Genomic DNA, 13,754 nt, shown 5'->3' with positions numbered 1-13,754 from the left:
CTACGAGTTTTTGGGTTGGTCACGAGAAATACCGAGAGAAACCCGGTTTCTGAGATTTACGCAGAATAGATCTCAAATGGGTTCTATATGCTAATCTTAAATCCAATCTAAAATCTAAAATCCAAAATCTAAAATCAAAGTATGCCATCTTTAGTAACAGAAGATTGGGGATATAAATTTAGTGGCGATCGCACAATTAGTAAGTTTATTGGCCAAGTTGAAGGAGACGCGGCTTTAGCGAAATATTGCGATTGGGAATGCAGAGATCGGGCGGAAGTTGTAATGTCGGAAATAGCCGGCCAATCTCCGAGTCTTTTCTACGTGCGGCGCCAAAAGGTAAATGAGAGATTTTCGGAAGAGGAAATCTGGGAATTGGTGCTTGCTACGGATCGAGATGATTGTGAATTACCCGAATTGTTGCAAAAAGCCGATCGCACTTTACGATTGTTAGCAACTGTACGCATAGAAGATGGAATCGGTGGCTTAAAACTGCTGGATGCTGGATTGGTAGCGACTCCGAGAGGTAGAAAAGATGGATATGCTTTGCCGGTACAGTTGCGACTTTTGCCGAAAAGTAGATCGCCAATTCCTGCAAAGTCGATCGCCCGCATTCAACAAATGCCATTCTGGAACGATAGACACATACCGAGTACCGAACAATTAAAAGTTTGGCACACTTTCTTGAATGTGGAAAAACGCATCGCCGAAGCGCGTCAATTTTGCGTACCTTTCCGCGCGCACAACTATGATTCTGGCTTCAAAATCGTTACTTTTGAAATCGATCGCAATTCGGCAACTCTTGACGGCTACGATGAGAATCCCTTACAAATCGGCGACTTTCGCGAAAGGCTGAAACAAGCCAGAAATGAAGACATTATTTTGTTTGATTCGCCGCCCGGAAGCAGAAGCGGGCGTGACGGCGAGACTTTGGGTAGTATTGCCGAAATTGAGTTCGATCGTGGTAAGTTACGGATTAAGTTAGATGTTGATTTGGGCGATCGCCTGGCGGGTGGCAGATATCAACTACCCAAACAAGGATTTTTGTATTTCGAGGCGGCGGGCGATATCAGTCAGATCGATCGCAAAAAGAAAGCTTTAAAAATGCTGACAGATGGGCGCGCTCAAAATCCCTATTTAAGCGAGTTTATATTCGACTCTTCCCAGGCGAGAATTCCCGACAAGCTGGTTAAGTTGGATCGGGAAGACTTATTAAATCGCAATGCTAATGATGATCAACTCGCCGCCGTAGAAATGGTGCTTTCGGCGCGGGATTTAATTCTAATTCAAGGCCCGCCGGGAACCGGGAAAACGACGGTGATTGCCGAAATTTGCTATCAAATTGCGCGTCAGGGTGGGAAAACTCTGATTGCTTCCCAAGCTAATTTAGCCGTTGATAATGCTTTGAGTAGGCTGGTGCACAATCCGGCGATTCGGGCTTTGCGGAAGGGAAAAGCCCATAAGGTACAGGAGGAAGGCCAGCCGTTTTTGGAAGAAAATGCGATCGGCACTTGGCTGCAAAATACGGCGATTGATTGCGAACAAAAGCTATCGCAGCGTCAAGTTAATGTGACATCTTTGCGGCAGTTGTTGGCAGATTTCGACAGATTTAATGCCTACTTTGCTGCTGAAAGAGCTTTTTTTAAAGAACAAAAACATCTGCACGACGGGAAAGCAGATATTGAGGAAAAGTTGACCGCGCAATCAGCAGCGTATCAAGAAAGTTTAACCGCAAAAAGTGAGATTGCATTTTTATTTGATGGGCTGGCTAATCTGCTATCTGCGCCGGAGATTAACTGGGAATCTTCGGAAGTTGCCGAGTTTATGCCGAAACTAAAACCTTATTCTGAAGATAATGTTTTAGTTGAAAACTTTATGGCGAATGTGCGGATTTGCGTGAATCATACTATTCAAATAGGATTCGATCGCCCGACGTGCGGCGCGTTTGGGATTGCGGTTTGGTTGCGGGAAACTGTAGCAGCGCAAATATCGGAATTTAAGACGGCTTGCGATCGCGCTGAGGAAGCTTGTCACGCTATGTCAGGGGTTGCGGAATCGTTGCGGATGTCGCGCCAGTTATCGGATGCAGTCAATCAGCTACAATTGGGCGACAAGCAAAATCAGACACACCGCCACAATCTCGAACAGAAAATCAGTAATTTGGAACTGCGAAAAGCCGAAATTGCCGCCGTTGTTGTCGCCGTTGCGGGATGGATTGAGACGGCGGATACGGGATTGTATGAAGTCGTGAAAGCTTGCTGGGAAACGGGCGCGATGCTCACGGATGATATGGTAGAATTGCCCGCAGGACTTTTGAAAATTGCCCGTCAGCTCAAAATGCCGATCGTCCCGCCGAAGTGTAAAGTCAGTTTACCTGATCTGGATCGGTTGCGACAAGCCCTATCCCACGAAGCCAACGCAGGTTTTAAGGACATTCAAGGGCAACAATTCCGGTTTAGCGAGTTTTTGCACCTAAATTTGAGTCAAACGCCGATCGTGCTCACTGTGGGCGATCGCGCACAATGGCAACAATTAGCCAGAGACTTCGCCAGCTATTCCCAAATTAGTGCCAGTCAACGCAAATTTATCATCGACAAAGCCAGCACTTTCTTAGCTAACATCCAACAATTTTACAGTGAAGCCTTGCAGCCAACTCAAATCCAGGCAACTTGCGATCGCCTAGTCAAAGAATTGCTGCACAGCATCCTCGGAAACGCCCGCCAGTGCATAGTTCCCCTAAAAACCGAAACCGAACAACAACTAATTAAACAGCAACAATTATTAGATAAAATAGGTCAAACCGTCAGCCAGCAGCAAATATCCGCCGCCCAACTTCAGGTAGAAACAGCGCAGCAAGCAGCCAACTTAAAAATTAGCGAAGTTACGAATCTATTGCAAGCAATTGTCGCATTACCAAATGTACCAGAAAAGTTGAGGATTTTAGCCGAACAATATCTCGCGCAGAAGTCGAATATTTGGGAACAACCGCAGCAGTTTGTCAAACAAGTTGACGTTTGGAAAAGTAGCATTATTCAACTTGAGAAATCCATTACTGAATTACATCCATTCTGCATTTTGGAAGTCATCAAAACTACTCTTGATGAGCAATTATCCCCCCTGCAAATTGCCGCCACAGCTTCCCAACAGCAACTCGCACAACTGCAAACAGAATTAAGCGAAATTACGGCTCAACTTCAACAGCAACAACCCGCGCCAGAATTAATCGGAGAGAGAAGTTGGTGGGAATCAGCATGGCAAAATATCCCGACTAAATACCAGATAGAAGTCCCGATTACGGGATTATTTAACGTAGATTTTTTAAGCAAAATCAAGCGTATATTCAAACATTGGCAGCGGGAATTAGAACGAGAAGAAACAGCCCTCAATCGTTCTCAAAACTTAGTCACAGATTGGATTGAAAAACTCCGCAATCCCTCAGAGAAAGACCGCAACGATTTAAAACAAATTTATATTGACAATGCGAACGTCATCGGCATTACCTGCGTACAAGCTGCGAGTTTCGATTTTAGCAAAAACTTTCCCAGCTTTGATGCAGTCATCATTGACGAAGTGAGCAAATGCACTCCGCCAGAATTATTAATTCCGGCTTTGAAGGGCAGAAAATTAGTATTAGTGGGCGATCACAGACAATTACCGCCAATGTTTAATCAAAGTACAATCGATGATATCGCCGAAGATATTGGTTGTACGGGAGATGAACTTAGCTTTATCAAAGAATCGCTGTTCAAAATATTGTTTGAAAATGCAGGCGACGGTATCAAAAAAATGCTGACAACTCAATACCGAATGCACCCGCAAATCATGGGCGCAATCAATCAGTTTTACCAGCAAAAGCTCAATTGCGGGATTTTGGAAGCAGACACGAGGCGCGCGCACCATCTCACAGGTGAGATCATTAAAGAACACAATCACATCCTGTGGGTGAAAACGCCCGTGGGACAAGGGTTTGAAGAGGGGAAACAGGGTACTTCGCGGTTGAATGTCAAGGAGATAGATGCGATCGAGCTTTTGTGCGAACAGATGGAAACCGCTTGGCGGCCTAAAATGGTACAGGGTGAACCACCGAAGGAAATCGGAATCATTACTTTTTACGGTGCTCAATTGAATGCAATTAAAGATAGAATCGCCTCCGAAAGATTCCCATCTTTGAGCATTCGTACTGGTACGGTTGACATATTTCAAGGCATGGAAAGACCTGTAATTATCGTCAGCACAGTATGTAATAATGTTAGGGGCGATATTGGATTTGCTAAGGAACCGGAACGGGTGAATGTGGCTTTTTCGCGCGCCCAGGAATTGCTGATAGTTGTCGGCTGTCACGATTTATTTACCCAACAAACAGGTACTGTGGGAAAAATGTATCAGGAAGTTTCAAAAACGGTGCGTCATTGCGGAGGTTTTGTAGATGTTGCTAGCATCCTCAACTAAACAAATTGACTCGAATTTAACTTCGCTAGCGGCACAAATTGAGCAAGAAAACCCTGGCTTGTCAGTGTTGGCGGCGCGTCAATTCCGCTTTGCTATCCGCCAAACTCCGCTGGAAGTCGCGATTAGTGAACCGCGCGAGTTTAATGTGTTAGAAGAGTTCATTTTGCGGGCTGGTGTGGAGTTCGATCCCGCGCCGACTTTGCAGGAATTAGCCGATTTGCTGGGGTTGGATCAGGTTTTTGTGAAGACTGCGGCGACGAATTTGGTTAATTTGGATATTTTGGATGTCGCGGATCATGGTAGAATTACGATCGCGCCCCAAGGTCAAGATTTTGTAGAAAAAGGTGCAGTTAGTCGATCGCAAATCCAATCAATTTACGCCATCTCCGATCCATTAAATCAAACTCTCACCTTCGGGTTCGATGCTTTACCCGCAGAATCGCTCAACTTACCAAATTTAGCAGAGTTAGTCTCACTCGAACATCAAATTAGCGACCTTGCAGAGTTAAGCATAACAGAAATGCAGCCGTTGATTCAAGCTTCCGGCTTAGGAATCCACGCCCCAGCCAATGGCAAAATTGTGTCTGAGTGCGCTGTTATCGGCGACGATATGGATATTTGGCAAATTGTATCAGTTTTTGTGTTGCTGGATGCGATCGCAAATAAAACCACCATCCAAGCCCGACAGGGAAAACAAATATTAGAAACAGCATCAAATCGGCTAAATGAGCTCGAATCTCAGCAGAAATTGTTGAATGAATTGTGCAAATCCACCGCAGAAATCCCACAACCTGAGTCAGAAACAATCCCGGTTCCAAAAACTCCTAAAAAGTCATCAAAGAAGAAAGCCAAGGAAATCGAGTCGGGAAACAAGTAATCTGCGGACTAAAGTCCTCACTACAAACCTGGTTCGTAGTGCGGACTTCAGTCCGCATTTACTCAAAATTATTGAGAAAATTAGTATTTTAATGATTGACAATATACTGTAATTTCGCTAAAATTTGTAGTTACGCGATATCAGGTATTTCTAATCGTATACGATTCAAAAAATGAGGTAATTGTGCAATGGACAAACTAGCTCAATATCGTCAATACGTTCAGACATTAATCACCCGTTATGCCGAAGAAGATGTTTCTAATGATGAAGTCGAAGTGCAACTTATCTGCGACACAGAACGAGATCATTATCAGTGGATGAATGTCGGCTGGGAACACCTTAACCGAATTTATCGAAGCATCATTCACATTGACATCAAAGATGGAAAAATCTGGCTTCAGCAAAATTTGACCGACCAAGATCCTGCGAAAGAATTAGTTGAAATGGGAGTGTCAAGAGAGGATATCGTTTTGGGATTGCAACCGCCATACAAACGACCGTATACTGATTATGGTGTAGCTTAAACAGTTGACAGTTGACAGTTGACAGTTGACAGATGTCCACTTAGTATAGGGCGCGTCTCTTGGGAAAATCCCAATTATTTTGCATTCGCTTCTGTGACGCACCCTACAATGATTCTATTGAGCTTTAACGCATTTCAGCATCCGCAAAGTAGCCGCCGCCGCGTAATTCCGCTTTGCAGAATCATCGGGAGCAAAACGAGTTCCAACTTCGTTGAGAGGCGAAGCTACACTACAATAACCAGACATTTGAGTAATAATAGCAGCAGCCCAATGATTCTGAGTATCCGAAAAACCTTGCTGCGGCCGATCTGAAACTAATTCCGGCTGCTTTCCCCGCGCAGATAAACCAAATTCTCCTGCTCTTCGCAGCACCGCCATCAATTCAGCGCGAGTCACTGATTGCATCGGTTTAAAAGTGCCATCTGTATAGCCACTAACTATTTTATTTTCCCGCGCAAATTTAACTTTTCCGGCACTCCATCTGGTGCTATCAACGTCGCTATAGGGACGGGTAGAAACATTGCTAGGAAATGTGATATTAGCACCTGGGATTCCTTTTAAAGATTCCAATACTAAAGATACTAATTGTTCTCTGGTAACGGCAAGTTGTGGCCGAAAGGTATTATCTTGAGCAAAGCCGGCGACAAATCCTAGCGCTACAGCTTCTTTTATTTCGGAAGCGTAGATATCGGTAGCAATATCTCCGAATGTATTTCCGCCGGTATTTCCGCCAGTATTTCCGCCAGTATTCCCGCCAGTATTTCCGCCAGTATTCCCGCCGGTATTTCCGCCGGTATTTCCGCCGGTATTTCCAGTTGTTCCTGGTGCGGGTTGACTGCTAGTTAAATAAAAGTGACCTAATACTTTGCCTTGATAAGCTCTTTTGGTGAAGCGCCAAGCTGGATCGAGGGTGATTTTCATAAAGCCGTTTGTGTCGCCGTTTGTGCGGCCGATGACGATGGGTTGATCGTTGGGATCGACGGGAATTCCCATTAGTAAAATATTGCCATCAATATTTTGCAAAATTAGGCTGTATTTTAATGCTAAATCGGTGCCGGCCATGCGGATAGAAAAGCCGTTGCTGTCGGTGGCCCGACCGCAAATGCCGGTGAAATCAAAGGTAACTAATAACGGATCGACTGTCACGGGATTAGAGCCGCTTTCGCTCCAGCACTTGCGTCTGTCTGTGACTTGTTCTACAATTAACAGTTGGTAGCCGCCTAAACCGCGGGGTTGGGCGATCGCAATTACTCGATCTTGGTTAATTTGGCTTTCGTCAAAAGTATATGCTTTCGCTGGAGCGATCGCCCCGAGTGTTAAAATTGCTGAACCGACAAAGGCGGCCGCTGCTCGTACCAGTGAATGTTTCATAGTTTTTCCCTATTTACCCATTGTTTTGGCGAGACATCTCTAGAATATGAAAAGCTCGCACATCTGAGACAACAAGATAGAATTTTACCATTACTTGTTCCGATAATGCTCAGTCCGATCAAATAAACATCATAAAATTGGTTCGATCGTGCGGACTTTAGTCATCGGAAAATTGATAGGACTAAAGTCTTCACTACGAACCAATTGAAAAATGGTGCGTTACACTCTGGTTAACGCACCTTAAAACAAATATTGAACAAGTGCCTTTTCTACTTAGCGGAACATACTGCTAACAGAACTATCTTCGTGAATCCGCCAAATAGTTTCGCCCAGCAAATTTGCTACCGAAAGCACCGTCAACTGCTTGAATCGGTTCTCTTCAGGTACGGGAATTGTATTTGTAACAATTACTTCTTCTAAGACTCCGCTAGACAAACGCTCGATCGCCGGATGCGAAAAAACTGCATGAGTAGCACAAGCATATACCTGTCTCGCACCTTCGCGGCGTAACAATCTCGCACCTTCGCAAATCGTGCCCGCAGTATCGATCATATCGTCCACTAACACGGCTGTTTTGCCTCTAACATCCCCGATGAGGTTCATCACTTCGGCGACGTTGTGAGCTTGGCGGCGCTTGTCAATAATTGCTAGGGGAGCATCGCCAAGCTTTTTGGCAAAAGCTCTCGCCCTAGCAACTCCGCCAACATCCGGCGAAACCACAACAATATCTGTCAACTGCTTGCTCGCGAGATAATCTAAAAGCACTGGCGAACCGTAAACATGATCGAAGGGAATGTCAAAATAACCTTGAATCTGAGCCGAGTGCAAATCCATACCCAAAATGCGATTTGCTCCGGCTTCAGTAATCAAATTAGCTACTAACTTGGCAGTAATTGACTCTCTGCCGGCTGTTTTGCGATCGGCCCTAGCATAACCATAGTAGGGAATCACGGCAGTAACTTGTCTTGCCGAAGCGCGACGACAAGCATCGATCATAATTAGTAATTCCATGAGGCGATCGTTCACCGGACAGCAAGTAGGCTGAATTAAGTAAACATCGCAACCCCGAATCGATTCTTGAATTTGAACGTAGAGTTCCCCATCAGCGAACCGCTTGCGAACCATCGGCCCCAAATCGATCCCCAAATAGCGAGCCACCTCTTGGGCGAGGGGAACGTTAGCAGAACCGGAGAACAGCCGCAGACGGTCGTGAGCGGAAACCGGCGGCTCGGGAAGCGGAAGCGGTAAAGTAGCAGAACGGATCACAGCAGGCCTCTTGCAAGACGTTTATTTAACCGCTATCTTACCATCGGAAATTAGAAATGTTCAGCCTATATTTGAAGAGATTTAACTTTCGGGGGGGCAGGAAGTGTTAAGTTAGGCGAACTGAATAGGACTTGCACAAATATGTCCGATAAACAGAGTTTATGGCAGGCTGTGGACAGTCAGAAGTACGATCGCACTTGTGGCTGTTTGTCTAAAAATTATGGCTACAGTCTGTTTGGGGCGGAGACTCCAAGTGCAGCCGCCCCAAATTCGGTGTGCGGCCCAAGCCCTCCGGGTTCAAGACGATCGAAACACCACCAACAGGCAATAAACTTGCAAAATACTGTAAAAAAGTTAAGAATCGGAAGCATACTCCTGATTTTTGAGATCAGGCAAAGCAAGGTAGAAATCGATGAGCTTAAGAGAACGGATTGACGCAGAAATCAAAGCAGCGATGAAGTCGAAGGACAAAGTTCGCTTGGAAACTGTTCGCGGCATCAAAAAAGTTATTCTCGAAAAAGAAGTCAGCCTGCGTCCTTCGGGACAAGAGACGCTGACAGAAGCTCATGAATTGGAAATTTTGATGCAAATAGCCAAACAGCGCCGGGATTCGATCGACCAATACCGCAAAGGTGGCCGCGAGGACTTAGTGGCACAAGAGGAGGCGGAGTTGGCAATTCTGGAAGAGTATTTGCCGGCGCAGATGTCAGACGAAGAGGTGAGTCAAGTGGTTGACGAGGTGATTGCGTCGGTGGGCGCTACTTCTGCTAAAGATATGGGCAAGGTGATGGGCAAGGCGATGCAGCAGCTTAAGGGCAAAGCTGATGGTAACAGAATTCAAGACATGGTGAAGGCAAAGCTTAACAGTTGACTGTTGGCGGTTGACTGTTGGCGGTTGGCGGTTGGCGGTTGACTGTTGGCGGTTGACTGTTGACTGTTGACTGTTGACTGTTGGCAGTTGACGGTTGACAGTTGGCAGTTGGCAGTTGGTGGTTGACAGTTGACTGTTGACTGTTGACTGTTGGCAGTTGGCAGTCAGGAGGGAGAATTTAGTGGTAAATCTTCTGGGGTTTGGCTTTGCGGACGGGTTTTAGGGGTCGATCGCAAAGCAACCAGAGGGAGTTTACCCCTCGTTGACCTGGAAAAAACCAAATTTCTCAAAGTTGCTCAAAAAAAATGTAAAATGCTAACTTTGGTCGGGACTGGGAACTACAGACAGTGAAGTAAACTCTGGGGCATTAAAGACCTAGAATTCTAAGTCTGCGATCGATCGCCTATTATTTAACAGTTTCTACTTAAACTTATGCAGCCACCTATTGCTATTGGAACTCTACTACAAAACCGCTACCGCTTGGTAAGTATTTTAGGTCAAGGGGGATTTGGCCGGACTTATTTAGTAGAAGATGAAGGGCGGTTTAAAGAACGCTGCGCCCTGAAGGAATTGATTCCAATGCAAAGCGGGCCTTACGTTTTGGAAAAATCGAAGGAATTGTTTCAAAGAGAGGCGGCTATACTTTACCAAATTGCCCACCCGCAAATTCCCCAGTTTCGGGCAATATTTGAAGAAAATCAACGTTTGTTTTTGGTGCAGGATTACGTGGAAGGGATGACTTACCGCGAACTTTTGCTCGATCGCACTTCCACAGGTAGCACCTTCAGCGAAGCCGAAGTTTTAGTATTTATAAGGCAAATGCTGCCGGTACTGGCTCACATCCACGCCCGGGGCATCATCCACCGCGACATCTCGCCAGAAAATATTATCCGCCGAGAAATGGACAAGTTGCCGGTACTGATTGACTTTGGAGTGGTGAAGGAACTCGCCACCAAGGTGCAGTCTCCCGAAGGCACAGCCCATGCGACAACTGTGGGTAAAATTGGCTACGCGCCGATGGAACAGTTACAAAGCGGACGCGCTACGGCGAGCAGTGACCTGTATGCTTTAGCTGTAACGGCGATCGTCCTGCTGACGGGCAAAGAACCGCAGGAATTGCTGGATCAAACAACGCTACAGTGGAATTGGCAGCAGCGAGTGCAGGTAAGCCCGGGTTTGGCTTTGGTGTTGAATCGGATGTTAAATCGCTCTCCGGGCGATCGATATCAATCTGTCAGCGAAGTCGCCCAAGCACTCGACACCCAAACTAATCCTAACCCTCAATCTAACGTCCCCACTGCACCACCCGCGTCAGCAGTCGTGCCGTCAAATGCTTCGCTAATCGCAACGGTAGCCGTGGGCCGGCCACCCGAGTCCGAGCCGATGGTGCCCCTGAGTCCCGGCCCGCAAAACCAGCCAGATCCGCTAATTGAGGCGGCTGGTGGCTCTTTGTGGGATAATCCCGCTGCTGCGATCGGACTGCTAACAGGCTTAGTCATCTTGACAGGGTTTGGTTCCTGGGCATTAGTAGGCTCATTTCTCAACAAACCGACGCCCAAACCTACTCCCACAGCGCCACCACCAGTCATCATAAATCCGACGCCGAGACTAACGCCAATACCAAACCCAGAACCTTTACCAAGCCCAAGCCCAGAACTAAGTCCACTACCAACTCCAGCACCTGTACCGGAACCAAGCCCAGCACCTTTGCCGGAACCAAGCCCAGAACCTTTGCCGGAACCAAGCCCAGCACCTTTGCCGGAACCAAGCCCAGCGCCTGTGCCGGAACCAAGCCCAGCGCCTGTGCCGGAACCAAGCCCAGCGCCTGTGCCGGAACCAACACCAACGCCCAAACCTACCCCTACGCCCAAACCTACGCCCAAACCTACGCCCAAACCTACCCCAGCACCGGCTCCGGCACCTTCACCGACTCCCGCACCAACTCCCGCACCTTCACCGACTCCCAAACCTACCCCAGCACCAACTCCCGCACCTGCACCGACTCCTGCACCGACTCCCGCGCCCTCGCCGGAACCTGCACCAACTCCCGCACCGTCGCCGGATCCCGCGCCAACTCCCGCGCCGTCACCGGAGCCTGCACCAACTCCCGCACCCTCGCCTTCACCCTAGTTCTGGCAAAATTCCCCTAGACTAAAGTTGAAGCCAATTACTTATTCGCTATTTGCCAATGAACTCGCTGCTGATTGCTGGAACTGATACCGACGCGGGCAAAACTGTTTTGACCAGCGCTCTGGCTGCTTATTGGCAAATGTATTTTCCCGATCGCAGTTTAGGAATTATGAAGCTGTTGCAAACCGGCACGGGCGATCGCGAACTCTACACCCGTTTGTTTACCCTCGACCAATCCCCCGAAGAACTCAATCCTCTGCACTTTAGCGCGCCTTTAGCACCGCCGGTGGCTGCGGAACGTGAGGGGAGACATATCGAACTTGAAAAGGTCTGGACGGCCCTGCAAAGCCTCACTGAGCGCAAGGATTTTGTGTTGGTCGAGGCTTTGGGAGGACTGGGTTCGCCTGTAACCCGGGAACTGACGGTGGCGGATATTGCGCGAGATTGGCGTTTGAGGGGTGTTTTGGTGGTACCTGTGAGGTTGGGCGCGATCGGGCAAGCTGTAGCAAACGTTGCCCTCGCCAGACACACAGGCTTTCAGCTTAGAGGCATTGTCCTCAATTGCGTGCAAGCTTGTTCGGAACAAGAAATTGCCGATTTGGCGCCGATCGATTTAATCCAGTCTTTGACTCAAATGCCAGTGTTAGGTACTTTGCCATATTTAGATGACCCAAATGACCTGACAAAATTAGCGGCATCAGCTTCAGGATTAGATTTAGAACGCTTATTACCAGGAGTTAATTTAGTTTCTACAGCTTCCAAATAACCCTATTCTCAACACCTCTCTTGCTCATTCTTCTCATCCTCTGCGTACTCTGCGCCCTCTGCGGTTAATCAAAAAAAATCTCCGGCACAACTCAGATAGGATTGATATAGCATTTACATTTGATTGTTGAATAAGATTTTTTTTACCACAGAGAACACAGAGAGCGCAGAGAAAGAAAGGAGAGAGTTTTACAAGTTGTTCATAATTTAAAAAAACATGGTTTCTACTGTGCCGAATTTAACTGATGTCGATTTATCTCAATTACGATTGGAGATTAGAAGTTTGCAGCCTCAGCTAGTGGAATGGCGGCGCCGCTTGCACCAAAAACCGGAGTTGAGTTTTGATGAGAATTTAACGGCGCAGTTTGTCTCGCAAAAGTTGCAGGAATGGGGGATTGAGCATCAAACTAATATTGCTAAAACGGGTGTTGTCGCAACTATCGACAGTGGGAAACCGGGGCGAGTTTTGGCAATTCGGGCGGATATGGATGCTTTGCCGATTCAAGAGGAAAATGAGGTGGATTATCGATCGCAGCATGATGGTATTATGCACGCTTGCGGTCATGACGGTCATACTGCGATCGCCCTTGGGACAGTCTGCTATCTCGCCAAACACAAACACAGCTTTTCGGGTAAGGTAAAATTCATCTTTCAGCCCGCCGAAGAAGGCCCGGGCGGCGCAAAACCGATGATTGATGCGGGAGTTTTGCAGAATCCTGATGTTGAGGCGATCGTCGGCTTGCATTTGTGGAACAATCTACCTTTAGGCACTGTAGGCGTCCGCAGTGGCGCGCTGATGGCGGCTGTAGAAGTTTTTGACTGCACGATTTTTGGCAAAGGCGGGCATGGTGGAATGCCACATCAGACTGTAGATGCGATCGTCGTTACAGCCCAAATAGTCAGCGCCCTACAGGCAATTGTCGCACGAAACATTAACCCGATCGACTCCGCCGTAGTTACAGTAGGCAAATTCCACGCAGGGCACACCCACAACGTCATCGCCGACACCGCCCACATCGGCGGCACAGTGCGCTATTTCAATCCAATATATCAAGGTTATTTCACTCAGCGCATCGAACAAGTAATTCGCGGAATTTGTCAAAGTCACGGCGCAACTTATAAACTCGATTATTGCGCGCTTTACCCGCCAGTCATCAACGATTCCAGCATGGCTGACTTAGTACGTAGCGTAGCCGAATCCGTTGTAGAAACTCCTGCGGGAATAGTACCGGAATGTCAAACAATGGGCGGCGAGGATATGTCATTCTTTTTACAAGAAGTCCCCGGTTGCTATTTCTTCTTGGGCTCGGCAAATCCCGAGAAAAACTTAGCTTACCCGCACCATCACCCGCGCTTTGATTTTGATGAAACTGCGCTAGGGATGGGTGTAGAAATGTTTGTGCGCTGCGTAGAACAATTTTGCAATTAACTTTCTTCATAGGTTCGTAGTGAGGACTTCAGTCCTTCTTGTTTGCGGACTGAAGTCCTCACTACGAACCTGGTT

General features: G+C 47.2%; 9 protein-coding genes. 7 read left to right on the top strand and 2 right to left on the bottom strand.

Features of this window, described 5'->3' with window-relative positions:
• Window positions 1-141 precede the first annotated feature (141 nt).
• The 3 genes from QZW47_RS16460 (at window position 142) to QZW47_RS16450 (ending at window position 5,847) form a co-directional block, all read left to right on the top strand.
• Window positions 142-4,446: an AAA domain-containing protein gene (locus QZW47_RS16460; RefSeq protein WP_293128682.1), complete on the top strand. Its 4,305-nt coding sequence runs from the start codon at window positions 142-144 to the stop codon at window positions 4,444-4,446.
• A complete protein-coding gene (locus tag QZW47_RS16455) occupies window positions 4,424-5,323 on the top strand; it encodes a hypothetical protein (protein WP_293128680.1) in 900 nt (299 codons plus the stop codon). The genes QZW47_RS16460 and QZW47_RS16455 overlap by 23 nt, the downstream gene beginning before the upstream one ends.
• 188 nt (window positions 5,324-5,511) lie before the next feature.
• The gene (locus QZW47_RS16450; RefSeq protein ID WP_293128678.1) at window positions 5,512-5,847 is read left to right on the top strand and encodes a XisI protein; all 336 of its coding nucleotides are present in this window, start codon (window positions 5,512-5,514) and stop codon (window positions 5,845-5,847) included.
• A gap of 114 nt (window positions 5,848-5,961) precedes the next feature.
• On the opposite strand, the gene QZW47_RS16445 is transcribed toward QZW47_RS16450, so the two are convergent.
• Both QZW47_RS16445 and QZW47_RS16440 read right to left on the bottom strand, forming a co-directional pair.
• Complete coding sequence (locus QZW47_RS16445) at window positions 5,962-7,218, bottom strand: DUF3747 domain-containing protein (protein ID WP_293128676.1); 1,257 nt, start codon at window positions 7,216-7,218, stop codon at window positions 5,962-5,964.
• Window positions 7,219-7,491: 273 nt separating this feature from the next.
• A complete protein-coding gene (locus tag QZW47_RS16440; RefSeq protein WP_293128674.1) occupies window positions 7,492-8,484 on the bottom strand; it encodes a ribose-phosphate pyrophosphokinase in 993 nt (330 codons plus the stop codon).
• 412 nt (window positions 8,485-8,896) lie between these two features.
• On the opposite strand from QZW47_RS16440, the gene QZW47_RS16435 reads away from it, so the two are divergent.
• The 4 genes from QZW47_RS16435 (at window position 8,897) to QZW47_RS16420 (ending at window position 13,679) form a co-directional block, all read left to right on the top strand.
• Window positions 8,897-9,355: a GatB/YqeY domain-containing protein gene (locus QZW47_RS16435; protein WP_293128672.1), complete on the top strand. Its 459-nt coding sequence runs from the start codon at window positions 8,897-8,899 to the stop codon at window positions 9,353-9,355.
• Window positions 9,356-9,787: 432 nt separating this feature from the next.
• Window positions 9,788-11,485: a serine/threonine-protein kinase gene (locus tag QZW47_RS16430; RefSeq protein WP_293128670.1), complete on the top strand. Its 1,698-nt coding sequence runs from the start codon at window positions 9,788-9,790 to the stop codon at window positions 11,483-11,485.
• A gap of 58 nt (window positions 11,486-11,543) precedes the next feature.
• Window positions 11,544-12,251, top strand: coding sequence for a dethiobiotin synthase (gene bioD, locus QZW47_RS16425; protein WP_293128668.1), 708 nt, complete (start codon window positions 11,544-11,546; stop codon window positions 12,249-12,251).
• A 216-nt stretch (window positions 12,252-12,467) separates the two neighbouring features.
• The gene (locus QZW47_RS16420; protein WP_293128666.1) at window positions 12,468-13,679 is read left to right on the top strand and encodes a M20 family metallopeptidase; all 1,212 of its coding nucleotides are present in this window, start codon (window positions 12,468-12,470) and stop codon (window positions 13,677-13,679) included.
• Window positions 13,680-13,754: the final 75 nt, after the last annotated feature.

Origin of the sequence: Microcoleus sp. bin38.metabat.b11b12b14.051 (assembly GCF_013299165.1) — a bacterium.
GTDB lineage: Bacteria > Cyanobacteriota > Cyanobacteriia > Cyanobacteriales > Microcoleaceae > Microcoleus.
This window is presented reverse-complemented; position numbering and strand designations above follow the sequence as displayed.

What these genes read in the sequence shown, in the direction of transcription:
- QZW47_RS16460 (WP_293128682.1), top strand. Translation starts at nt 142, where the DNA reads ATGCCATCTTTAGTAACAGAAGATTGGGGATATAAATTTAGTGGCGAT.
- QZW47_RS16455 (WP_293128680.1), top strand. Translation starts at nt 4,424, where the DNA reads ATGTTGCTAGCATCCTCAACTAAACAAATTGACTCGAATTTAACTTCG.
- QZW47_RS16450 (WP_293128678.1), top strand. Translation starts at nt 5,512, where the DNA reads ATGGACAAACTAGCTCAATATCGTCAATACGTTCAGACATTAATCACC.
- QZW47_RS16445 (WP_293128676.1), bottom strand. Translation starts at nt 7,218, where the DNA reads ATGAAACATTCACTGGTACGAGCAGCGGCCGCCTTTGTCGGTTCAGCA.
- QZW47_RS16435 (WP_293128672.1), top strand. Translation starts at nt 8,897, where the DNA reads ATGAGCTTAAGAGAACGGATTGACGCAGAAATCAAAGCAGCGATGAAG.
- QZW47_RS16430 (WP_293128670.1), top strand. Translation starts at nt 9,788, where the DNA reads ATGCAGCCACCTATTGCTATTGGAACTCTACTACAAAACCGCTACCGC.
- bioD (WP_293128668.1), top strand. Translation starts at nt 11,544, where the DNA reads ATGAACTCGCTGCTGATTGCTGGAACTGATACCGACGCGGGCAAAACT.
- QZW47_RS16420 (WP_293128666.1), top strand. Translation starts at nt 12,468, where the DNA reads ATGGTTTCTACTGTGCCGAATTTAACTGATGTCGATTTATCTCAATTA.